Source organism: Desulfatibacillum aliphaticivorans DSM 15576, from assembly GCF_000429905.1.
Lineage (GTDB): Bacteria > Desulfobacterota > Desulfobacteria > Desulfobacterales > Desulfatibacillaceae > Desulfatibacillum > Desulfatibacillum aliphaticivorans.
This window is the reverse complement of the sequence record NZ_AUCT01000007.1, coordinates 116,791-141,020: the sequence shown is the minus strand read 5'-3', so window position 1 is coordinate 141,020 and position 24,230 is coordinate 116,791. Positions and strand designations below refer to the sequence as shown.

15 protein-coding genes and 1 riboswitch are annotated in these 24,230 nt (G+C 55.0%); of the genes, 11 read left to right on the top strand and 4 right to left on the bottom strand.

Annotated elements, in window-relative coordinates:
* Positions 1–74 precede the first annotated feature (74 nt).
* Together G491_RS29940 and G491_RS33565 are read right to left on the bottom strand one after the other, a co-directional pair.
* Positions 75–2,519: an efflux RND transporter permease subunit gene (locus G491_RS29940; protein ID WP_051327119.1), complete on the bottom strand. Its 2,445-nt coding sequence runs from the start codon at positions 2,517–2,519 to the stop codon at positions 75–77.
* 40 nt (positions 2,520–2,559) lie between these two features.
* Positions 2,560–3,156 carry a TetR/AcrR family transcriptional regulator gene (locus G491_RS33565; RefSeq protein WP_028314229.1) on the bottom strand — a complete coding sequence of 199 codons (597 nt, stop codon included), beginning with the start codon at positions 3,154–3,156 and terminating at the stop codon, positions 2,560–2,562.
* A 246-nt stretch (positions 3,157–3,402) separates the two neighbouring features.
* Between G491_RS33565 and G491_RS0108030 the strand changes: the two genes are divergently transcribed.
* On the top strand, positions 3,403–4,038 hold the full coding sequence (locus tag G491_RS0108030) for a DUF2284 domain-containing protein (protein ID WP_028314228.1): 636 nt from the start codon (positions 3,403–3,405) through the stop codon (positions 4,036–4,038).
* A gap of 8 nt (positions 4,039–4,046) precedes the next feature.
* Here the strand turns inward: G491_RS0108030 and G491_RS0108025 are convergent, their stop codons facing one another.
* A complete protein-coding gene (locus G491_RS0108025) occupies positions 4,047–5,216 on the bottom strand; it encodes an alpha/beta hydrolase (protein ID WP_051327118.1) in 1,170 nt (389 codons plus the stop codon).
* A gap of 106 nt (positions 5,217–5,322) precedes the next feature.
* Here G491_RS0108025 and G491_RS33560 point away from each other — a divergent pair, with 106 nt between their 5' ends.
* Positions 5,323–5,964 carry a TetR/AcrR family transcriptional regulator gene (locus tag G491_RS33560; protein ID WP_051327117.1) on the top strand — a complete coding sequence of 214 codons (642 nt, stop codon included), beginning with the start codon at positions 5,323–5,325 and terminating at the stop codon, positions 5,962–5,964.
* A 15-nt stretch (positions 5,965–5,979) separates the two neighbouring features.
* On the opposite strand, the gene G491_RS29925 is transcribed toward G491_RS33560, so the two are convergent.
* Positions 5,980–8,427, bottom strand: coding sequence for a PAS domain-containing hybrid sensor histidine kinase/response regulator (locus tag G491_RS29925; protein ID WP_169829408.1), 2,448 nt, complete (start codon positions 8,425–8,427; stop codon positions 5,980–5,982).
* 398 nt (positions 8,428–8,825) lie between these two features.
* Positions 8,826–9,013: riboswitch (cobalamin riboswitch) on the top strand.
* Between the two features lie 125 nt (positions 9,014–9,138).
* Between G491_RS29925 and G491_RS29920 the strand changes: the two genes are divergently transcribed.
* From G491_RS29920 to G491_RS0107965, 9 genes are all read left to right on the top strand, one after another.
* Entirely contained in the window at positions 9,139–10,032 is an 894-nt protein-coding gene (locus G491_RS29920; RefSeq protein ID WP_051327116.1) for an ABC transporter substrate-binding protein, read from the top strand.
* Between the two features lie 5 nt (positions 10,033–10,037).
* Positions 10,038–10,850: an ABC transporter ATP-binding protein gene (locus tag G491_RS29915; protein ID WP_051327115.1), complete on the top strand. Its 813-nt coding sequence runs from the start codon at positions 10,038–10,040 to the stop codon at positions 10,848–10,850.
* On the top strand, positions 10,847–11,857 hold the full coding sequence (locus G491_RS0107995; RefSeq protein WP_035218166.1) for a FecCD family ABC transporter permease: 1,011 nt from the start codon (positions 10,847–10,849) through the stop codon (positions 11,855–11,857). Before G491_RS29915 ends, G491_RS0107995 begins: the two co-directional genes overlap by 4 nt.
* A 98-nt stretch (positions 11,858–11,955) precedes the next feature.
* Entirely contained in the window at positions 11,956–14,358 is a 2,403-nt protein-coding gene (locus G491_RS0107990; protein ID WP_028314224.1) for a choice-of-anchor U domain-containing protein, read from the top strand.
* 250 nt (positions 14,359–14,608) lie between these two features.
* On the top strand, positions 14,609–15,595 hold the full coding sequence (gene bioB / locus G491_RS0107985) for a biotin synthase BioB (protein WP_028314223.1): 987 nt from the start codon (positions 14,609–14,611) through the stop codon (positions 15,593–15,595).
* 205 nt (positions 15,596–15,800) lie between these two features.
* The gene (locus G491_RS0107980; protein WP_157468101.1) at positions 15,801–18,242 is read left to right on the top strand and encodes a choice-of-anchor U domain-containing protein; all 2,442 of its coding nucleotides are present in this window, start codon (positions 15,801–15,803) and stop codon (positions 18,240–18,242) included.
* Positions 18,243–18,439: 197 nt separating this feature from the next.
* Positions 18,440–19,195 carry a DUF2760 domain-containing protein gene (locus tag G491_RS0107975; protein WP_012609909.1) on the top strand — a complete coding sequence of 252 codons (756 nt, stop codon included), beginning with the start codon at positions 18,440–18,442 and terminating at the stop codon, positions 19,193–19,195.
* Between the two features lie 407 nt (positions 19,196–19,602).
* Complete coding sequence (locus tag G491_RS0107970; protein WP_028314221.1) at positions 19,603–21,402, top strand: Hsp70 family protein; 1,800 nt, start codon at positions 19,603–19,605, stop codon at positions 21,400–21,402.
* A gap of 36 nt (positions 21,403–21,438) precedes the next feature.
* The gene (locus G491_RS0107965; RefSeq protein WP_028314220.1) at positions 21,439–24,210 is read left to right on the top strand and encodes an Hsp70 family protein; all 2,772 of its coding nucleotides are present in this window, start codon (positions 21,439–21,441) and stop codon (positions 24,208–24,210) included.
* The last annotated feature ends 20 nt before the right edge of the window (positions 24,211–24,230 follow it).

Genomic DNA, 24,230 nt, shown 5'->3' with positions numbered 1-24,230 from the left:
TACTCCTTGAATATTTGTGTGTGGATTGTCTCAAAGTCTTTTAATTACCGGTTTATCAAGTCCTGTCGGTTCTTTCAACCGTGCTGAGCCGCCTCCTTGAATTTTGGGCCGGCCGAAACCCCGGAGCCTGCGGAAGCCCGTTTGTCCCTGAAGACCAGGGCCAGCAAGGCGGGGACCACCAGAAAGTCCGCCAGCAGGGCCAGGCTGATGGTCAGGGCGGCCAGGGAGCCGTATGTCATGAGGTTTTTCATGGAAGCCATGAGGAACACGATGAACCCGGAAGTCAGGGCTATGGTGGTGAATAGCATGGCCCGGCCCGTGGTCTGCATGGTTTCGTGCACCGCCCGCCCAGTGTCCTGAAACTGGCCGTAATACCGTCTGAAATTATGCATGAAGTGGATGGTGTCGTCCACGGCCAGGCCCAAAGCCACCGAACCAATGAGTATGGTGAAGGCGTTCAAGGTCAGGTCCAAAGCGCCCATAACGCCCAGGCACACCACAATGGGGGCGATGTTGGGAATCATGGAGATAAGCCCCAAACGGAGGTTGCCGATCATCAGTATCATGAGTACGGTGATGACCAGAATGGCGATGATGTAGCTCTCGGCCATGGTGTGCATGACCGCGTAAAATGTCGAATACAAGAGCTTCATAAGCCCCGTGACCGTGACCTTGTCGTTGGGGAAGGCCTCCTTGAACCAGGCGCTGATTGCATTCACAAAATCGTGGTAATAGACCATGTCCACGCTGGGAACCTTGATGGTGAACCGGGCCTTGGAAAAATCCGTGTCCAGCACCTTTTGCAGGTCGTCGGACCCGGAATTCTCAAAAAGCAGAAATTCCTGGGCGGCCAGTTCCCTGTCCTGGGGAATGCTGTAGTGCTCCGGCTTGTTTTCATGCAAGGCTTGGTTGATTTCCTTGAGAATGTCCGCCGGGCTGCGGGTTTGTCCCACAAACACGCTTTCCGAGGTGAAAGGCTCTATTTTATCCGCCATGGCGGATAGGGCGTTCAACCGGTTCGGCTCGTAAAACCCGTTTTCCTCGCCCGAGTTTACAATGACTTCCATGGTCAGGGTTCCGCCCATTTCATGGTCAATGGTCCGGGTGGAAACCACCAAATCCGAGTCCTTGGGAAACCAGGCCAGGGTGTGGTGGGAAAAATGAAGCTGGGTGATTCCCACAGCCGAAGCCGCCATGATGATTGCGGTGACCGTCAGGATGGTTTTGGGTCGTCCTACTGCGAAATCCCCTATGGCGGATAAAAAAACGTCCAGCCTGGAAGCGCCGTTGTTGGAATGCCTTTGCTCCCCGGAGGGAAAAATGGCGATCAATGCGGGCATGAGAAACAGGCTGAACAGCAGGGCCAGCACAACTCCGGCGGCGGAGAATACTCCCAAGTCCGCAATGGGGGCGATTTCCGTCCGGGAAAAGGACAGCAGGCCTCCGGCCGTGGTCAGGCTGGTCAGCAGCACGGCCAGGCCCGAATGGCCCAGAGCCTTGGCGATAGCCTCGTTGCGCTCCAGGCCCATTCGTATGTTCCGGTAATAGATGGCCAGGATGTGCACGGAATCCCCCACGCCCACCGCCAGGATGAAAGAGGGGAGGATTTGCGTGGGCAGTTTTAAGGGAACCCCGAACATGGCCATGAGCCCCAGGGTGCAAGCCAAAGACAGGATGACCGTGGTGAGCGGCCAGACCACCCCGGCCCAGGTTCGGAAAGCAACTATGAGCAACAGGGCTATCAACAGGATGGCGGCTGCGGAAAATCGGGCGATGTCCCGAAGCATATAATCCCGCAAGTCTTCGGTGAGGACCGGAGATCCCGCCGTATATAATGGAAATTCCGGGCTGGAATGCCTTGCAACCACGGCCCGGACCGCCCGGACTATTTCGGAGTTTTCAGCGTCGGACAAATATTCCGGCTTGACGGACGGGGCGTTAAGGCTGTCGGAAAAAGCGTCGAAACTCGCCCCGGCCATGGGCTTGTACGCGCTGGTTTCAATGGTAATGGCCGTGTAAGTCGCGTCTTCATTGATCAGCATGTTGCGGTAGATGGGCGTGGAAAGAGCCCGCTGCTTGAGCGCCTCCATTTCCCGGGAGGTTTGGGGCCATTCCTCGAACAGGTCCTCCACTATCAATTCGTCCCCCTCGCCCCGGGTGGACCGGGCGTTCAAAACACTGGTCACCTCCTCCAAATAAGGGACGCTATCCTCTAAATCCTGATGGAGGGCCTGAATTTTTTCCAGAACCGGCTGGGAAAACACGTCCACAGGGCCCACGGCAACCAGGATCATCTCGTCCCGGCCGAACTGATCCCGGAACTCGTTGTAGCGGACCATGGCAGGGTCGTTCTCATGGAGCATGCCGGTGGGCGAGGTGTCTATGGTTGTTTTGGGAAGTTGAAAAAGGAGAAAGCCCGACAAGCAGGCGAAGAAAAAGACCGTGATGAAAGGATGTTTGCAGATGAGGCGCCCGGTTTTTTCGAACCAGGCTTCGATGTTGTCCCGCCATGCTTTCATAATGCCGTCCTTATGTGAATGAGTAATCACATCTTTGCGGTCAAGGGGAAATGGCCTCCACAAAGATGTTCCAGACCTTGTGGATGTGTGCCACCAGGTCGAACCGGCCGCCGATGATGTCGTAAATTTCGTCCACGGGCTTGAACAGGCCGATGAACATGACCGCCGTCTCCACCGGGGTGACGTCCGTTCTGATAAGCCCCTGGTCCTGGCCCTGCCGGACCACGTCCTGGAGCCTTAGAATATGGTTTTTGAATATGTCATTGACCTTTTTTTGCAGCTCCGGGTACTTGTAGAGGATCTCCTCGGAATACAGCAGCCGGGGGATGCTGCGGTGCTCCATGATGAACCGCACCCGCTGCATGAGGAAGTACCTGAGGGAGTCCAGGGCGTCCCGGCCGTTGTCCAGGGCCTCCTGGATTTCGTTGGCGAACTGGATGTCCAGAAGATCCAGGACCGCATCCAGCATTTCCGCCTTGTTTTTGAAATGTCTGTACAAGGCCGAAGGGGAGATTCCCACCAGCCGGGAGGTCCGCTCCATGGTCATGGCCGCCACGCCGCGGGTGGAGACCAGGGTGAGGGCGGCCTGGACGATTTGTTTTTTTCTTTCCTGCGTTTTCAGGCGGGGGGTGGCCATGATTCAGGCTCCATCTAAGTGAATTTATGTTCACATATACCGGGAAAGTGACCCTGAGTCAAGGAAGAATTTGTACGCCCGATAAAATTTTGGCCGGCCATCCCCCCCGACTCCTATTTGATTTGCAAATAACAGGAGCCCTGTGGTATATTATCATTTACCTTTCGTAGCAGCGGTGTTTTTTTCGGTCTCATAGGCGGCGTTTCCGCCGCAGGCGTATCCAAACCTTAAAAAGTTGAGGCGCACATGCCCCCGAATACCGATCCGCACCACTATTCCAAAGCCCCCAAGCAAAAAGATCCGGCTTTAATAGCCCAGGACATGGAAGAGCTGTTGAAGCTGGCCCTGGATAGAGGCGCCCGGGAAGTGCGCCTGACCTCCGGCAGAGCCCTGGTTTTTGACGAAAGCCTGGCCCGGGTCGATCCGGCCTTGGAAGATCCCGACAACCTGACGGAACATTGGCCCGTGAGAATGCCCCTGGACTCCCTGTGGGACTCGTTGCGCTCTTTCAAATACGGGGTGTTTTTTTGCTGCCTGGCGCCTTTGGGGATGCCGGACCAGGGGCAGGGGTGGATCGAAGACGTTTATTACAGGCAGGCATGCCTGCAGGCCGCGTCCATTATCACGGCCCTGGAGTCGGACGCCTTCAACAGGGGATACCACATGACCTCGGGTTTTGGGGCGGGAAACTGCCGGTCCGTGTTGTGCCATAAGGAAAGCCGCTGCCAGGCCCTTGTGCGGGCCAAAGGATGCATCCACCCCTACAAGGCCAGGCCCACTCTGGCCGCCGTGGGCATCGACGCAAAGGCCATGGCCCGCAATCTGGACGTCCCCCTGGTTCCCGACCGGGTCAACCTCTACGGCCTGGTGATGGTAGGGTGATCAATCAATTATCCGTCCCGTTCATCCAAACCGTTCATCCATTCGCTGATTACGTTGAACACCAAAGGAATGTTTCCGCACTGGCAATGGTTTTCCGCCTGCTCGGCCTCGGTGAAAATCCGTCCCGTAAAAGAACGCACGTTGGTCAACTCCCGGGCCTGCCGGTGGTAATGCTTGAGCGGAATGAAATGATCCCGGGTTCCGGCCAAAAGCAGAAAGTCCTGCCGCACCTTGCCGGAAACGCCTTTCATGGAGAAATTCCTGGCGTATTGCAGAAAATCATAGGGCGTGGGCTTGCCCATGACGAACATGCCGTGGTTGATCCCCCATTTTGCAAAAGGATCCCGCTCCATGCGCAGGGCCGCCATGCGGTTCAATGCCTTTTTCGCCCTCAAGGCAATGAGGCTTTTCATGCCGATTTCCATGGCCTTGCCTCGCACCGAGGTCAGCACCTCGAAAAAATCGTACATCACGCCCCAGGCGACGACCCGATTGATGCGCGGCTCAAACGCCGCCGCACGGGGCGCCAGATATCCCCCTAAAGATGCACCCACCAGGGCGACGCCCACCAGGCCGTAATGATCCAAAACGGCGCCCACCGCCTTTTCCCATTCATAGGTCATGTGCAGGCCGTTTTTCACCAAAGCCTCGCCCTGGCCCGGACCCTCAAACAAATAAACGTCGTACCCCTGCTGGCGGACGAAGTCTGCGCTGGGATAAAGCTCTTCCTTGCTGGAGTCGTATCCTCCGTGAAGGACTATCGTTCCTTTAAATCCCACGCCTTCCTGCGCCGGAAGCCTGAAAACAGGCAGGCGGCTTTTTTCATAAGGCGCCGCTTCCACATTCAAAGCGCCGCTCTCCAGGTCGTCTTTGACAATTTTTTGAAAAAGCGCCGCGGCCTGGTCGTAAGCCCATTCCTTGTCGGGATCGCCCGGAGTCATGAAAAACTCCGCCCCCCGATAATAGGAGGCGGCATTTTCCCAGCGCTCCTCCTGCTCCGCCAGACGGGCCAACGCCAAAAACTCCCGCTTCCAGTCGTCCAGGTTTTTGATGTTGGACGAGACCGCCCGAATGTCCTCCATGCGGCCTCCGCCCAGGGATATCTGGCGGTTCAACTGAAAGTTGATGTTGGATTCGGGATGAAAATCATATGTTCCTACGCGGAATGAATGCTCCATGCGACCCTCCTTAATGTGGTTCACGTCGTTTATCTTGACAACCCGGGAGAATAATATAAGTAATTGCTCATATTTTCTACTCGCATTGCAAGAGGGGAGGAACGGCATGCTTGATAATGCCTCAAACGTACGCAAAACGCCCATTCAGGGCCGTTCCAGGGAAACGGTGAGCGCCATCCTGGAGGCGGCGGCTCAGGTTTTGGAAGCCAGGGGATACGCCGGGACCACAACCAATCACATCGCTGACCGGGCCGGGGTTTCCATCGGCTCCCTGTATCAATATTTTCCTAACAAAGAGAGCATCGTGTTGAGCCTCATGGAGGCCCACATGGCGGAAGCCGCCTCCGGGACGGACGCACTCATGTCCCGGGTGGAGACGAGGGGGTGCATCACTCCGGACGATGTGAGGGAATTCGTCCAACTGGCCATGGAGCTGCATAAGCGGGAGCCGGGGGTGCATCGGGCCATTGTGCAGGACATACCCATCACCGGAAAAATATGGTGGGAGGCGTTCATGAACATGGAAAGAATCATGGCGGACCGCCTCCAGGTTCTTTTGGACAAGACGCCGGGCGCCAGAAAAACAAAGGGCGGGGCGGCCGCCAGGATGATCATCCGGGTGTTGGAGTCCCTGACTCACCGCCAGGTTATGGATTCGGCGGACCGGCTGGACCAAAAGGAGTTTCTGGAGGAAACGACGGACATGCTTTGTAGGTATATTTTCAACGCCGATAGGGATAAAAGCTGAAACGCGGCCTTTATCCTATGATTTCAAAACCTGACGGATGGTCACGGCCATGATGTGGCGGTCCACGGGCTTGCTTAAAAAGGCTTTGGCGCCCATTTCCTTGGCTTTGAGGGCGTCGATTTTTTCATTGAAGCCCGTGCAGATGATGGTCTTGACGTCCGGGTTCACATTCATCAGCCGATTGATCAGAAGGTCGCCGGTCATCTCCGGCATAGTCAGGTCCGTGATGATCAGGTCAAAGCCTGCGGGGTTTTCTGTATACATTTCAAGGGCTTCCAAGGGGGATTCCACGGCGGTGACCTTGTAGCCCAATCTTTTCAGCCGTCCTTTGATCATGTCCACGATGGGGGGCTCATCATCCACGAATAAGATGCTCTCCGTACCTGTGGGGGTTTCCTGTTGCTTTTGCGGCTCGGAGGGAGCGCCTTTTCCCGCGGAGGGAAAATAGCACTCCACCAGGGCGCCTTTTCCGGGAGCGCTGGAAATGCGAACGCCCCCCCCGTGGGCTTTCATAATCCCCTGCACCACGGACAACCCCATGCCCGACCCTTTGCCCACGTCCTTGGTGGTGTAAAAGGGGTCGAAAATCCGGCCCAGGTCCTCTTTGGCGATTCCATGCCCGCTGTCTTTAACCTCCAAGGACACGTAGTCGCCCGGCAGTAGAACCTGGTCGAAAAAAATCTCCTCGGTGCGGGAGAACACGTTTCTGGCCCGGATGGCCAGGCCGCCGGAAGCGCCTTCCATGGCGTGGGCCGCGTTATTGACCAGATTGATGATTACCTGGCGGACTTGAGTGGGATCGCCCAACACCTTATGGCACTCAGGAGAAATGTCCACGTGAAAGGCGATGTAGGAAGGAATGGAGGCCCGTAAAAGCCCCATGGTCTCCCGGATGGACGAAGGAATGTCCACCAGCTTTCTTTCCGGCGCGGCCGGCCTGCTGAAGCTAAGCAGCTGCCTGACGATTTCCTCTCCCCGTTTGGAGGCGATCTTGATTTCCTCCAAGAACTCCATGGCTTCGTTATCCGCCGGAACGTCGTCCATGGCCATTTCCACATTGCCCAGAATAATGGAAAGCAAATTGTTGAACTCATGGGCCACGCCGCCGGATAGGGTGCCGATGGCTTCCAGCTTATGGGCCTGCTGAACCTGTTGTTCCAGTTCCTTTTGATGCGTGATGTCCCGGAGGAAGTTCAAGGTGGCGTTTCGGCCTTCCCATTCCACGCGTACGCTGGACAACTGCCCCCACTTGACCTGGCCGTCCTTGGTAATGAATCTATGGGAATAGGTGCTGGGAAGGCTTTCCCCCCGGGACCTGCGGACATGCCTGTCCACGACCATGTCTCTTTCGTCGGGGTGAATAAGATCCACAAAGGAGACGGAGCTGATTTCATCCATGGAATATCCCGACACCTGTACAATGGCTGAATTGCTGAACTTGATGTACTCGTCCTGGGCAATGAAGATGACGTCCATGGCGTTTTCCACCAGCGCACGATACTGCTCCTCACGTTTTTTCAGTTCTTCTTCGGCTTTTTTTTGCGGGGTGATGTCAATCAGGGTTAGAAAATCCGCAGGCTTGCCCTTCCAGATTACGGATTTGGAGTATTGCTCGACCCAGCGCTCCTCCCCCTGTTTGGTCAGTAGTTTGTATATGTAATGATGAACGACGCCGTTTTTTTCCCCCGTCATCTTTTTTAAGCCCTGTTCTATAACAAATTCTCGAAAATCAGGGTGAATCAGCTTGGCCATATCCTGATAGTTCATCCGCATGAACTCTTCCCGTTCATACCCGGACATCTTGATCGCCGCGTCGTTGACATATTTGTATATACCGTCCTGCAGCACGATGATGCTCATGATGGCCTGCTCGGAAAGCAGTCTGAATTCCTCTTCGCTTTCCTTGGTCAGCTTTTGGATTTCCATCAGATCGCTTTCCAGTTTTGTGGAATTCAGTTGGATCAGGGCGAAAACAAAAAAGATGCTGAATCCAATGAGGGAAAACATCACCAGTGCATTGACCTGGTCCTCAAAAACAATGGGTTCGGTTGCGTCGAGATGGGACAAGAACACCAACCCCCGGATCATAAGCAGGATTGCGGCCGTCACCTCCAAGCCCATTAAAAGGGCGTAAGTTTTTTCCGGCCGGCTTTTATAAGCCTGCACCGTCTTAAGCAGGCTCATAAGAAAATAGGCTGCGCAAACAAGGGATATCATTGAAACCCTGGCGCCCCTGTTGGGGTATACGGCGGAAAAAATAAATTCGTTGATTCCTGCCAGGGCAAAGACGACGGCGGCATGGATATAGGTGTGGGAGGATTCCCCCATGTATTTTTTTTGGCCTTCGAAAAAAAGGGCCATTGCGGAGCATATCAATCCGTTGGCAATGACCATGGAGGAGTATATTATCGCCTCAGCCCTTAATCCCTCCAACAACAGGCCTGCGCCCATAAAAAGGGTCATCAGGGTCCACTCCCTGAACCCGGGATATGTGCGCCGCATAGCGTTATACGCCAGCATGCACAATCCGAGGGTCAGTATAACTGTTCCCAACACAATAAATATAGTCCTAAGGTCCAGAACCAATGGCTGCATTTGGTTTTAACTTTTCTGCTGAAGGAGCGTTTGACGTTTATCAGTGCTAAATACACAACATGTGAGACGATCTATCTTTATTGGCAGGTTGTGTACGTAATCGAGGTTTGGGTCTGTTAATCTCAAATTGTACCACCAGTGCAGGCGCCAGGACCAGAAAAAAAGGCGAATCCTTGTAAAATGCGCAAAATTGTTGCATGCCGGGCCGCCAGGCAGGCCAAAATGCTTTTCTCCTTGACACGGATGGGAATTATTATAATAACTCCTCATAAATACAGGTGTCCGGAAGCCCGACAGGGCGTCGGGGAAGACGGTGAGAAACCGTCGTGGTCCCGCCGCTGTAAGTGGGGACGAAAGCCGCAAAAAGCCACTGCCGAATTCAAGTCCGGCGGGAAGGCGCGGCCGGTAGATTGATCCATAAGCCAGAAGACCCGACCGGACATATATTTCAAAGGTTTGCGAGGCAACGGACCTGAGAAGGACGCTTTTATGGCGTCGCATTTTAAGGATGAAGAAGCAGGGTGCAATCCTTAAGCCTTATTGTTGTAGGCTTAAGGATTTTTTTATTGGAGCGTTTGCGTGATTTTTCCTAAAAAACGGCTTATTCCGATATGTTTGTTCTTTCTGTTCACCCTGGTTTTATCCGCCCATGCGGAGCAGTCCGGAGTTGGCAAATATTCCCGCATCATATCTTTAGGCCCCAGTATTACGGAAAGCCTTTTCGCCATTGGGTGTGGAGACCTTATTGTCGGCGTTTCCGACTATTGCATCTATCCCCCGGAAGCCCTGGAAAAGCCCAGGGTGGGAGGAATCCTGAATCCCAACATGGAGCGTTACGCTATTTTGCGGCCGGACCTGGTCATTTTTCGGGGCAAGCTGGATAAGGTGAAGGATTATTGCCTCTCCCGGAATATCGACGTCATGGAAACGGAAATGGACTCCATTGCAAGCATCTCCGAGACTGTCAACATTCTGGGGGCCAAGCTGGGTCAGGAGGAAAAAGCAGGGGAGGTGATCGAAAATATTCGCAAGGAACTGGATGAAATCAAGCAGGAGGTCGCAGGCTTGCCCAAACCAAAAGTCTTTTTGTGCGTGGCAAGAACGCCGGGCGGCCTTTCCAGCATTTACACCTGCTCCAAAACCAGCTTTGTCAGCCAGGTGCTGGAAATCGCCGGAGGCGAAAATGTTTTTTCGGACATCCCAACAGCCTACCCGGAAGTCTCCAAGGAAAGCCTGATTCGCCAGGCCCCGGACATCATCCTGGAAATGCGCCCGGCCGAAACCTTTAGCAAAGAGCAAATGGATCGCATGAAAGATGAATGGGCAATTTTGAGAACCCTGCCCGCCGTCAGGAACGGACGCATTCATATTATGACTCAGGATTATCTTTTGGTTCCCGGTCCCAGAGTGGGGCGGGCGGCCCGCGCCATTGCGGACGTCATTCATTCCAATCCGGCTGGCGGAGAAGAATAGCGGACATGACCCAGGAACTGCTGACCCTGCATAACGCAACTTATCAGTATCCGGACAACCCATGGCGTCTGGAACCCTGCTCCCTTGCGTTTAAATCCGGGGAAGTCAAAGCCGTGATAGGCCCTAATGGGTCTGGAAAAAGCACGTTATTGAAGCTGGCCGCCCATGTCATCAAGCCGGGCTCCGGCAAGGTCGTCCTGGACGGCCGGGAGATGAAAAGCATATCCAACCGGGAGCGCGCCAAGGTGCTTGGCTACTTGCCTCAGCACGTCCAGACCCATCTGGATTACACGGTGGGCGAAGTGGTTTCCATGGGACGATTCGCCAGGCTTCGCGGCGCCGGATTTCTGGATTCCAACGACTTGGCCATTGTGGAAAATTGCCTGGCGCAAACCCGTACAACCCACCTGAAGGATCGTTCTTTCACCAATCTTTCCGGCGGAGAACGCCAAAGGGTTGTCCTTGCCTCGGTGCTGGCCCAGGAGCCTCGGGTGCTTCTGCTTGACGAGCCCACCAGCGCCATGGACATGCACCACGAAGTCAGCTTTTTTCAACTTTTGGATCAACTGGTCAAAGGCGGCATGGCCGTGGGCGTGGTGACTCATGATCTGAATATCGCCTCGGTCTTCGCCCACACCCTCACGCTCATGCGCGACGGGGCGATTGTGCAGGAGGGAAGCCCGCGGCGAATCATTACCCCCAAGGTCCTGGGCGAGGCCTACGGCCCGGGCATCGAGGTCATGCAGCATCCGACGCTGGACGTCCCGGTGGTTTTTCCCGCGCCCGGACTTACAGGCGAAAAAGGGGAGGGCAGATGACCAGGATTCTCACCTCCCGGCAATTTTACGGCATTATCGCAATCTACGCCATTGGGGCGGGCGCCATTTTCTTCATCTCGCCCTTTTTAGGAGGCGAAACCCTGAATATGACCAATGTCATGAACGGCCTTTTTCATAACGCCCCCAATGTGGACGCGGACATTTTTGTCTATCATCGCCTGCCCAGAGTGTTGCTCGCCTTTATCGTAGGCGGAACTTTGGGCGTGGTGGGCGCCGCACTCCAGGTAGTGCTGAAAAACGTGCTGGCCGAGCCGTACATCCTGGGAATCGCAGGCGGAGGCGCTGTGGGCGCCGTAGCCGCCATATCCATTCCGGGCATGTTTTTTCATTTCGGGCCGTTCACATCCATCCAGTTTTTAAGCCTGGCGGGATGCATGTTCTGCATCGCCGGCCTGTATTGGCTGGCCCAAAGGCCTACGGGAATTTCCATGAACACCATCCTGTTGGCCGGGGTGACCTTTAATATTCTTTGCGGCGCAGCCATTTTGTTGATACGCTATCTGGTGAATCCTCACCAATTGGTGGCTATGGACCGGTGGATGATGGGCGGATTGGACGTGGTGGGCTACCAGGATCTGGTTTCTCTCACGCCTTTTCTCATTCCCGGCCTGCTCATGGTTTTTATGCAGGCCAATTCGCTGAATCAGCTTGCTTTTGGCGAGGATATGGCACATGGAAGGGGCGTTGACGTGCAACGCGTCCAAAGAATGGTTTTCCTGGGCGCAGGACTGGCTACGGCCGCAGCCGTATCCCTGGCAGGCCCCATAGGTTTTGTGGGGCTGGTGATTCCTCACGCAGTCCGCCGCCTGTCAGGCTATGACCATAGAGTTGTTTTGCCCGCATCTTTTTTATTGGGAGGCGGCGTGCTGACTTTATGCGATCTGGTTGCCAGGACCGCCGTGCATCCCACGGAAATGCCCGTAGGGATTATTACCGCCATTATAGGCGGACCGGTTTTTTTAAGAATATTATTAGTCAAAAAGTAATATATGTATTGGAGCGACATTTTTAACCAAGCAGCGGGAGGATTATTGCTGCGCTTTACTTTTCGAGTGTTTGTGCACACTGAGGAGGAGATGAAAACATGAAGAGGCTATTGATTATTGCTGTACTGCTGGCCTTCGTCGGGGCTGGAAACGCCCTGGCCGCCTGGAATTACGAAGATCTTCCGGCATTCGACCCTGCGCCTGACGCCTGGAACCCATCTGCGGTCTTTGTAGATAATGATGTGCTTACAAACACCCTTTTGCTGTACGCCTCCGGCGGAAAAGTTTACGGCTGGGACCCGGAAACCCTGGAAAGCCAACTTGTGGTGAGTCCCACTCTCCAATCCACCTGGGCTGCAGGCCCGGCCGGAATGGTTCTTGCCTACGATGGCTCGACCTTGTATTTCCACGACAACGGCGGACCTACGAAGTATTTGTACAAGTTTGTTTTCGGCAACGACCCTGAGACCTACACCACATTTAATACGAATTGCGAAGGCTCCATCTATGAATTGGCCATCAATCCCTGGACCGACAGGCTGTGGTTTGTCTCCGGGGATTACGACACCCAGAAAATGTACCTGTACGAAATTGTTGGCGTAGGCACAAAAAGAACGATTAACCTTAGGATGGAAATTGATAATGCCATGACCGATGCCGGCGTTGGTCCTATCGTCTTCAAAGGCCCGAATACGGTCCTGGTGGGCGAAGCCGTCTACGCGACCGAAGGGGCCTTCCAGTGGGTGTATCCTGAAGGCGATCTGGTTGTTGACGACCAGTATGCATATTTTTCCGGAGGCCTTTCCGACGCCGTCCTGGGGTACAGCAACAGGCCTTTCGTGGCCACGGGTTCAGGACAAAATGTCAGTTACATATACAATGGCATGGTTGAGCAGGTCCTGACCCATACCGAAACCGTCGGCGGTCTGGCCTTTGACGGCAGCCAGTTCTATATCGGAACCACCCACGTGACATCCGGCACAGTCAGCTTCGGCGTTTTGAGCGACACGGAAAACGTGAACCTGGTCTCCCCCGCCGAGGGCTACCGCTACGCCCCCATGGACCTCCCGGCAGTGGGACTTCAGGCCTGGAATAATTCCCTGGCCTACTACGGCGATACGATTCTGTATGCGGGCGACAACGGCGGAACCGTCGACATTTACGCCTACAACACCATTTCGGGAACCTGTGAAATGTGGGCGGACGTGGACTTTTCCGAAGGAAGCGATTGGGCGTTCGGCCCGGCCGGCCTGACCGCCGGCAGCGACGGATACCTGTATTACCATGACAATGGAGGTCCCACCAAGTTCCTGTACAGGAACAAACTGTCCGATCCATCCGTCAAAAAGACTCTGTCCCTGTCCGGAACCATAGAAGGCTCCATCTGGGATATAACCTGGAACCCCTGGAGCGAATCCCTGTGGATCGCTACAGCCGATCTGGATGCTGACGTCTTCTACCTGTATGAAGTGAACCAGAATTTCTCCGGAATTGTGGGAGACGGCATTTCCTTTCCCATCCCCCATGCCGCGGACGGCGGCGCCAGCGGCCCCATCATTTTCGGCAGTGAAAAATACTGCTATTACGGCGAATCCGTTTGGGGCGTGAATGGATATATCCACAAAGTCAACGTAAACACAGAAAGGGTCTACAAAGACGTTTTCACCCTGACCGGTGGACTCAATTCCGCCGTATACGGCCCGGATCAGGGCGTTTACGTCAGCACCAGCGAAGGTAACTCCATTTACAAAATCAACACCCTGGACGACTCCAGCGAGTTGGTTGCCGAAACCGCCGGCTCCATCGCCGATCTGGCCAATGACGGAACCTCCCTCATCGTCGCCGCAACCGATCCTGCCACCTATGCAACCGACCTGATGACGATCTGGAAGCCTTGGCTTACCGGCATACCGGACGACCAGGCGCCTACCAATGACCTGGATCAAACCGATTTCACCGTTCAGACCGGCACTGACTCCACAGACAGGGTTGGCATCCAGGGCGGAGCCGGAACCACCATCGAGTATTTCCAATTCCTGGATCCCACGGACATGGATCTTCCGGCCGGCGGCCCCTATAACCTGCGCTACGGCCTGTTGGACTTCCGCGCCAAGGTGGCTGAAGTGGGCGGAACCGCAACCATCTGGATTCGTTTCGGCGAAAATTTGGCGGCCAATCGTCAATGGTGGAAGCTGGATGCGTTGAGAGGATGGTATCAGCCCGAAAACGCCGAATTTATGCAAGCCGGCGATGCCGTCAAACTCACCATTGTTGACGGCGGTGAAGGCGATGCCGACGGCGTAGCCAACGGCTACGTGGTCGACCCTGCAGGACCCGGCTACCCTGCTGCGGACGATGACGATGATACTGTCATTGACGACACCAGTGACTGCTTTGTGCAAACCGCATCCCAGGCCCATACCGGGGCCATGGGGCTGATTCTCCTTCTGGGCGTCGGCACGGCGGCTTTGCTGAAAATACGCTTTGCAGCCCGTTCCTAAACTAAATACGCTCCGGCCAGGCCTTTATCCCGGCTTGGCCGGCCGCTTAAAATCAAGCCAAACTCCGGGGGAGGAATTTAAAAAAATTCCTCCCCCGGCTGTTTTTTCGTCCCTGAAAAATCAACCCGCAGCCTTGACACTTTTTCGCAAAACCGTTAACTACACAGCCAGTAATGGTTAACGACGGGCCCGAGGCGGCCTTATACAACGGCATCAAAGCGCCCTTTGGTTTGAAAGAAAGACCGTCTATATGGATTTAAAAAAATGCCTCGAAATGGCCGAAGCGGCGAAAGCCGGCCTATTGCCCGAAATATCCGACCTGGAGGATCTGGCATGCCTGCCTGAGCACCATGTTTTGGACTTGCTGCCCGCGGCAAATGCCGTCAGGAGGCATTTTTTCGGGGATCAGGTTCATTTATGCTGCATCGTGAACGGCAAGTCAGGTAAATGCAGCGAAGACTGCGCTTTTTGCGCCCAGTCCGCCCACGCTAAAACCAGCGCGCCCGTTTATCCGCTTATTGATTCCGGCAAAATTTTCCAGGGCGCCTCTTACGCCCGGGAGAACGGCGTGCACAGATACTCCCTGGTGGCCAGCGGAGGGCGGCTGCCCAAAGCCGAAGTGCGGACCGTCGCTGAATCTTTTTCCCGCATGGGCGGCGACGGGGTAGGTTATTGCGCTTCCCTGGGAATCCTGGACGCCCAGGATTTCGCCTTGTTAAAGGAAGCGGGCGTGGACCGGTATCATCACAATCTGGAAACGGCGGAAAGCCATTTTAAGGAAATATGCACGACCCATGCTTACAGAGACAGAGTTCAAACCATCCGGGAAGCCAAAAAGGCGGGCATGAGCGTATGCGCCGGCGGCTTGTTTGGAATAGGGGAGAGCGACTTGCAGGTCTTGGAGCTTGGGCTGGCCCTCCGGGACTTGGAGGTGGATTCCGTCCCTGTTAACTTCCTCATCCCCATCAAAGGAACCCGTTTGGAAAAAAGCTCCGACTTGTCGCCTTTGCGCTGCCTGAAGATCATTTCCTTGCTGCGTTTCGCCTTGGGAGGCAAGGAAATCGTCATTTGCGGAGGCAGGGAGTCCAACCTGGAGGAGCTGCATCCACTGGTTTTTTACGCCGGGGCGTCCGGAATTATGACGGGTGACTATCTCACGGCCCCGGGACGCAATCCGCAAAAGGACCATGCCATGATCCGCCGCCTGGGCCTGACCGCTTTACGGGAGGGCGAATAAAAGGCTGTTTTTTTCATAAAAAAAATCCCCGTGTTTTTTTTCCGGTTTAAATTCTATCATTTGCCCCTGAAAAGATTGTGTGTTAAGGAATTATATCCAGAGGGCGGGGCGCCGCAATCCAATGCGGCGCAAGAGCATTCAATCGCAATTCAAAATAAAATCGACAATCCTAAGACAAGCTCCAGCAAGCATAAAAGGAGGGGGAATGGGTATGCCCAAGAGGAATATTCGCATGATGGGGATCGGCCTTGCATTGGTCTTGCTCCTGTTCGGCGCCGCGCCGGCGTTTTCGGCCCTTACGCCCGCTTATGACCAGTATTCTGCCTATAACGGCATTCCGTCGCTTGACCCGGCGCCCAAGCAAGACGAGGGCTCTTTCGCCGTTTATCAGGATTACTTGATTTATCTGGCCTATGACAACGACATCTATGGATACAACCTGGAAACCGGCAATATTCTCAAGGTCTGCAGTTCTGCCATTGTGGCGGACGAAACCCATACCGTAGGCGGGCTGTTTGTCTCCAAGGAAGGCTTTTTGTTTTTCCATGACAGCCAAAAGACCATTTATTACGCCAACCTGGCCGGTGAGTGGCCTGCCATAAAAAGGTACTACGGTACGAGTTGCACCGGCCAACTATATGGCTTCGCTCAAAATCCCTGGACCGGAGCGGTATGGTACATTTCCACCACTATCGTTCATACGTATTTTTACGAGCTGTATTCGGACAAAGATTCCGCTAAAAAGCATATGGTTTATGATCTGCCCCACGACGGAAACCAGGGTCCTATTGCCTGGCTGGGGCCGCGTTCTTTGCTTTCCGGCGAGCAGGTTGGCGATACGGGTTATTTTCATTTGTTGGACCCGGCTTATCCCGGAACTCAGGAAAACGAAAGAGAGATTGAAGCGAATTTTCTGGAATTTCCCGGAGGCGTCTCCGGGGCGGCCCGGGCTTGGTACAATATGGTATACGCGGCCTCGGGTGACGGCCAATCAGTTTATTTAATCCAAATGCCATACAATGGAGACGATGCTTTTAACTATGACAAGATTGCAAGCGCCGACCGCCCGTTGGGCGGGCTGTTTTTTTACGGTGACGAACTTTTCGCAAGCCAGTTTGAGGCGGAGTCAGGCCGGAAAGACGCCGGCGACCTCAGCTACAGCTCTCTGGTAGACGATTACGTTTCCGAAGGGCTGGAATTGCAGGGTAATTATGAAACCTACTACATGGGCTTTCCGGACTATAATCCCAGTTTTGATCAATTCACGGTGCTGGGCAGGAAGATGTACTATCCCAGTTCCGGAAACGTCTACGAATTTGATCTGGATAACTCCGATGAGACGGCGTTGATCATAAAGGACTCGGAAAAGCAAGATCTGGACGGCGTGCTCCCTTTCCAACTGCTGGCCGCCCAAAATGATAAGCTCTATTTTCTGGATTATAACGAAGATCCCAGGTCTTCCATTTATGAGTACGCGTTTGAGGACAACGAAGACAACATCTCTTCCGTGATTACCGGCTGCACCGGCATTCCCGCGGTGCTGGTCGAACATCCGGAAACCGGAGACTTGTACGTCGCTTCTTATGAAGACGGCGGCGATAGGCTTTATTTCAGCCATATCGAGATCGACGGCAGCGTCATAACAAGAACCGTCGTTGCTGATTTTGACAGGTTCCACGGCGGAAATAACGGCCCTGCGATTTTTTCCGGAAGTCAGACCGTTCTTTATGTTGAGAACACCGGAGAAAAGGCCTATTTCCATGAAATCGATACGGAAAAGGGAACCGTGGACCAAGACGTCATGGTTTGGGATTATCCGGTCCGTTCCATGTCTTACGGCCCTTATAATTCCATTTTCATGACAGATGGAGACAACGGCGGGCTTTATGAAATCAAAGCCGGCCAGGCGATTTCCGTGGCGACGGCATTGAACGGCTCGGCTTCAGGCCTCTGTTATGACGGCTATTCCTTGATTATGATGAAAGGCGGTTTTGGCAAGGATTACGATGTGACCGGTCTCTACCGGGTTTGGGAGCAGCCCCAATTCGGCGTCCTGGCTGATGAGGAATGTCTGAATGAAACCATCTCCACCAGCGCCGATTTTACGGTGCTGACCGATGACGGCGAAGCCAGTATAGGCATAAGAGGCGGCACCGACGTTACGGTGCAGTATTTAAAGGCCCTGGATGACGAGTATCTGGACAGCCTGCCGTCCAGGCCTAACTTGCCTTTGGGCGCCGTGGACTTTCGTCTGGCCTATGACGACGACATCATCACCGGAACCATTACGATTTATTTTTCCAAGGAAATGCCTGGAGACACGTTCTGGTGGAAGTACGACGAGGCCAAAGGGTGGTATAAGTACGAAAATTGCACCGTGGCCGACGACGGCATGAGCATGGAGATTGTACTTATAGACGGAGGGGAAGGGGACGCCGACGGAATCCAAAATGGATACGTTGTAGACCCGGGCGGACCGGGCGTTCCGGATAACAACAACAATAAAAAAGTCTGGGGCGATTTCACCGACGATTGCTTTATTAAAGGCGCCCAATCCCGGATTAACTCCGCACTCCTCGCCGTTTTCGCCCTTTTGGCGGCGGCGTTTTTAGGCGCAAACGCCATCCGCAGAAAAATTTCCGCATAAAAAATCAAGCAGCCCCCTTTGCAGGAGCTTTACGCATCCGGCAAAGGGGGCTTTTTCCGTCTTTTATCCCCATAAAGAAGCATTAGGGCCAGCCCTGCTATTGACACCCTGCCTTGTTGGATTTACATATATCCTTTTGCCACAAGGGCTTTGTGCAAAGCCCTGAACTAACGGTTATAATCAAGGAGTCAGAAAAAATGGATTGGATAAAGCGGTTTTCTCGCCGTTCCTTTTTGTGGGTTTTATTTTGGAACACCCTCTTGTGCGCAGCCTTGGTCGTCCCCGCATGGCTGGGCCTGGATGTGCTTTTGAGCTTAGGCAAAGAGGCCGCAGCCCTGCAGCCCGAAGCCAACGTCTCCGCCCGAATCACTGAACTCATGGGCTTTCTGGGAGGCTTCAGGCTCTACGCCGTGGGCGTCATCTACGCCGTGTTCTTTCTTTTTTCTCTGATTCTGTGGCTTTGCGTGAGAGGCAGCGCCAAAAAAGCCGCCGCCCTCGCCGCTCCTCCCGAAAAAGAAGAAAAGTCCAAACCCCAAGTGGACGAAAAAAGCGCCCGTCAAAAGCAAATGGACGATCAGCGCAGGGCCTTGCTTCTTTTTTCCATGCTGCAGCGTGAAGGCCGGCTTATGGACTTTTTTGCGGAAGATCTTAGCTTGTACGAAGACGATCAGATCGGCGCCGCAGCCAGGGGCGTGCAGGAAAGCTGTAAAAAGCTCATTGAAAAGCATTTCAATCCCCAGCCGGTCCTGGATCACGAAGAGGGCGAAGCCATCACCATTGAGGAGGACTTCGATCCGGCGGCTATTAAGCTCATCGGCGCAGTCTCGGGCAAACCGCCTTTTAAGGGGGTTTTAAGGCACCGGGGGTGGCGTGCAGGCCGTTTTGAAATGCCCACGCTTATCGCCCAGGGAGACCCCCGTTTGATCGCCCCGGCCGAAGTGGAATTGGAATAGGGACGGGGCTTGCCGCGCCAGGTTCTATTGTAGGGGCGCTGCTTGCTGCATCAGGTTTCATTGCAGGGGCAGAGTATCCCTGCCCAAATAGGCGCCTCATCCGGTTTTGGGGTTTTACGTTGACAATGGTTTGATTTTGTTGGGTTTCGCATGCTCAACCCAACCTACATCGCTTCTTGCAGAGCCGTAGGTTGGGTGGTTCTGCTGCGAGAATGTAATTGGTTTTTGGCAATGCGCCGGGTGGTATGGAGTAAACGAAATCCTTAGACGTGTTGCAGGTTCACCCAACAAAATCAGCCTGGGAGGCAAGTTTCTACCGTATGCATTCCCGCCCAAATGAGCATTACAATCGGATAAACGCTAAATAATTTGAATTAATAAATTAAACAGAGGGGAAAAAGCCGAAAGTGCCAGACCCGACATATATTATCGGAATCGACTTGGGAACCACCAACAGCGTGGTATCCTACGTCCCAGTCAATACGGAAGAGGGAAAGCATCCGGATATCCGCTTGTTCAAGGTTCCTCAACTGACGGCGCCGGGCGCCATGGAAGAGAGGGAAACCCTGCCGTCATTCGTTCTTTTGCCGGGAGCCCATGACGTACCTGCGGACGGCCTCAAACTGCCGTGGAACGAAAACTCCAATCGCGCCGTGGGCGCTTTCGCCCGGGACCGGGGCGCTGAAATTCCCCATCGTCTCATATCCTCGTCTAAAAGCTGGTTGTGTCAGACCGGGGTGGGGCGGAACAATCCCATCCTGCCTTGGGGATCCAGGGATCAGGACTTGGAAAAGATGTCTCCGGTGCAGGCCAGCGCCGCCATCCTATCTCATATTCGGGACGCCTGGAATCATGTGATGGCCAAGGACGATTCTTCCCTGAGGCTGGAAAACCAGGAGATATTCCTTACCGTGCCTGCGTCCTTTGACGCCGTGGCCCGGGAGTTGACCGTTCAGGCCGCTAAAATCGCCGGCCTGGAAGCCACCTTGCTGGAAGAGCCCCAGGCCGCGTTTTATTCCTGGATTTGGGCCAGTTCCGGCAAATGGCGCGATCAGGTGAATGTGGGCGATCTCGTCCTGGTCTGCGACCTTGGCGGAGGCACCACGGACTTCAGCCTCATCCATGTGAAAGAGGAAGAAGGCGATCTCGTCCTGGAGCGCGTTGCCGTCGGCGATCATCTGCTGGTGGGCGGCGATAACATGGACCTTACCCTGGCTCACTTGGTGGCCGGCAAAGTCGGCAAGTCCGGTAAAAAGTTGGACGCCTGGCAAATGCGCGGTTTGTGGCAGACCTGCCGCAGCGCCAAGGAAGGCTTGCTTTCCGGCCATGGGCCTGAGTCCGTACCCATCAGCATCCTCGGAAGAGGCAGCGGCCTTATCGCCGGAACCATCCGTTCCGAACTGATCAACCAGGAAGTCCGGGAAATCCTGACCAACGGCTTTTTTCCGGTTGTTCCCAAGGACGCCATGCCGGCGACCCAGGGCAGGGCGGGCATGCGGGAAGGCGGCCTGGTTTACGCTTCGGACCCGGCTATCAGCAAGCATCTGGCCGGTTTTCTTTCCCGGTCCGGCGAGAAAATGCCCACTGCCGTGTTGTTCAACGGCGGGGTCATGAAATCCACCCATTTCCGCTCCCGCGTTCTGGATCTTTTAAACTCCTGGTCCGGCGGAGAGAGCGCCGGCGTGCGTGAGTTGGCAGGCGCCAACTTCGACCTGGCCGTGGCCAGAGGCGCCGCGTATTACGGCCTGGCGCGCAAAGGCGGCGCCGTTCGCATCCGGGGCGGCCTGGGAAAATCCTATTATATCGGCGTGGAAGCGGCCATGCCCGCCGTGCCCGGCATGCCCATCCCCATGAAAGCCCTGTGCGTGGCGCCTTTCGGCATGGAAGAGGGAACCGAGGCCGACCTGACGGAAGAGGAATTCGGTTTGATCGTGGGCGAGTCCGTCCGGTTTGAGTTCCTGGGCTCCTCCGTGCGCCATAACGATAATGTGGGGACCGTGGTGGACGACTGGGAGCAGGATATCGAGCCCATCACCCTGGTGGAAACCGTCCTGGAAGACGACGACAAAGGCGCGGTCCTGCCCGTTCGCATTCACGTGAATGTCACGGAAGTCGGCACCCTGGAGCTTTGGTGCGTCTCCACATTGGACGACCGCCGGTGGAAGCTGGAATTTGACGTACGCGAAAAGGAAGACTTTGAGGCTTAAAGCCTGTAATGGGTTTGGCCGGGGAGACGAATAGCTTTGGATATAAACGAAGACCAGATCATAGTAGGCATTGACCTGGGAACCACTAACTCCGCTTTGTCCTACGTGGACCTGACCGGAAAAAACACGGCATCCAAGATCAAGATGTTCCGCACGCCCCAGGTGTTTGCGCCCGGGGAGCTGGCGCGTCTGTCCGTGTTGCCTTCCTTTTTGTATTTGCCCGGCCAGTACGACGTGGACCGGGAAAACTTGAAGCTCCCTTGGAAGGACGAGGAAATAGGCATCGTAGGAACCTTCGCCCGCGAGCAAGGCTCCAAAGTGCCCGGAAGGCTGGTTTCGTCCGCCAAAAGCTGGCTGTGCCATTCCAAGGTGGATCGCACCGCGCCCATTCTCCCTTGGAACGCGGACAAGGAAGTCCAAAAGGTTTCTCCTGTCTTTGCCAGCGGATCCTATCTTAAGCATTTGCGCATCGCCTGGAACCATCAGGCCAAAGGCGTGGACGAAAAATTCCTGGAAAGCCAGTTCGTCATCATTACCGTTCCCGCGTCTTTCGACGAAGTGGCCAGGGATTTCACCATGGAAGCGGCCCGAACTGCGGGCATCGGCGAAGTCACCTTATTGGAAGAACCCCTGGCGGCCTTTTACTCCTGGCTCGTATTCCACGAAAACGACTGGGAAAACTACGTCAAGCCCGGAGAATTGATCCTGGCGGTTGACGTGGGCGGCGGCACCACGGACTTCACGCTCATCACCTTGCGGGAGGTTGACGGCAGTCCTCGGTTTGAGCGCATAGCCGTTGGCGACCATCTTATTTTGGGCGGCGATAACATGGACCTGGCCCTGGCCCGCAAGACCGAAGCCAGCTTCAAAAAAGCCCCCTCCCAATCTTTGAACGCCAACCGCTGGCAGGCCTTGTGCCACCAGTGCAGGCAGGCCAAAGAAGCCATTTTGGGCGGCGAGGTGGACAAAAAGACCGTCACCCTCATGGGCGAAGGCCGCGGTCTCATTGCCAACACCCTGTCTGCAACCCTCACCCGCGATCAGGTGGAGGAAACCATCCTGGACGGATTTTTTCCCGTAGTGGATTCCGATTCCCAGGCGCCCACGGCCCGCAAAGGCGGCATTACCGAGTTCGGCCTGCCCTACGAGCAGGACCCGGCGGTCACCCGTCATATGTGCAAATTTCTGGAGCGCCACGCCCAAAGCGTCAAGGACATGCTGGGCAAGGAAGTTCCGTTCCCGGATCTATTGCTCTTCAATGGCGGCAGCCTGAAACCTGAAGTAATTCAGACGCGTATACGGGAAGGTGTAAAGTACTGGTTTAAATCCGACCGCCTGCCCGGAGTCCTGGAAAACCCCGACCTGGACCTGGCGGTGGCGCGGGGCGCCGCCTATTACGGCCTCGTAAAATCCGGCCTGGGCGTCAAAGTCGGCAGCGGCAGCGCCAGGGGCTATTATTTGGAGGTTTCGGGCGCCGAAGGCCAAAACGGCAAAGGCAAGGCCTTATGCCTCTTAGAGCGCGGCGTGGAAGAAGGCACGCGCATCAACCTGTCCCAGCGCCAGTTCCAGGTCTTGGCCAACCAGCCCGTCAGCTTTCAGGTGTACAGCTCCAGCTACCGCAGCGGAGACAAGGCCGGAGACATCATAGACATCGACGATACCCTGACTCTTCTGCCCCCCATCAACACGGTCATCCAATTCGGTAAAAAGGGCGCGCAAACCCAGATTCCCGTGGAGATTGAAGCCCATTACACCGAAGTGGGAACCCTGAGCCTGTGGTGCAAGTCCGTGAACACGGACCATAAATGGCGGCTGCAGTTTCAGATTCGCAAGCAGGAAGCCGCTCCCCAGGTGGAGGACGCCCAGGTCTTTGAAGAATCCGTGGTGGAAGAGGTCTTTTCCAAAGTCGATGAAGTTTTCGGTAAGAAAAAAGGCGAATTGCCGCCCGAACGCCTGCCCAATGTGATTGCGGAAATCGTGGAATTGCCCCGGGAAAAATGGCCCTTATCCTTGGTGCGCCGCATTGCCGACGATCTCTTGAAAAAGCAGCAGACCGGCCGGGCTCACGGCGCGGATTACGAAGCTCGCTGGCTTAATCTCATGGGCTTTTGTCTGCGACCCGGCTTCGGCGACGCCCTGGACGAACACCGCATGCGCACCTTGTGGAGTTTTTACAAAAAAGGCCCCGTGCATCCCAAGAATCCCCAGGTTATGCTGGAATGGTGGGTCTTGTGGCGCAGGGCGGCGGGCGGCCTGACTCCCGGCCAGCAACGGCAGGTGTTCCAGGACCTCATGCCCCAGATGAAAAACGCGAAGGCCGGAAAACTAAAAATTCCGCCCCAGCAAAAGCTGGAAATGTGGATGCTTCTGGCCAACCTGGAACGCCTGCACATCAAGGACAAGCTGGAATGCGCCAAGCTGCTCATGGAGGAGTTGCATCCCAAAAAGGCCAAGCCTCAGCAATGGTGGTCCCTTTCCAGGCTCGGCTCGCGGGAATTGCTGTACGGCCCCCTGGATCGCGTTGTATACTCTAAGGACGCAACCGCCTGGATCAACACAATCCTGGAAACCGAGTGGAAAAATCCCAAGCCGGTGTGTCAGGCTTTGGCCCATCTTGCCAGGATGACGGGCGATATTAAACGGGATATTGAAGAAACGGATCGGGCCAAGGTCCTGGAATGGATGAAGAACAAGGGCGCGGCCAAATCCCTGACCAAAATGGTCGCCCAGGTGGTCGCCATGGATCGTCAGGAGGAGGATTCCATGTTCGGCGAGGCTCTTCCCGCTGGAATCGTACTGCGGGATTAACGAATTCGCCCTTAAACCGG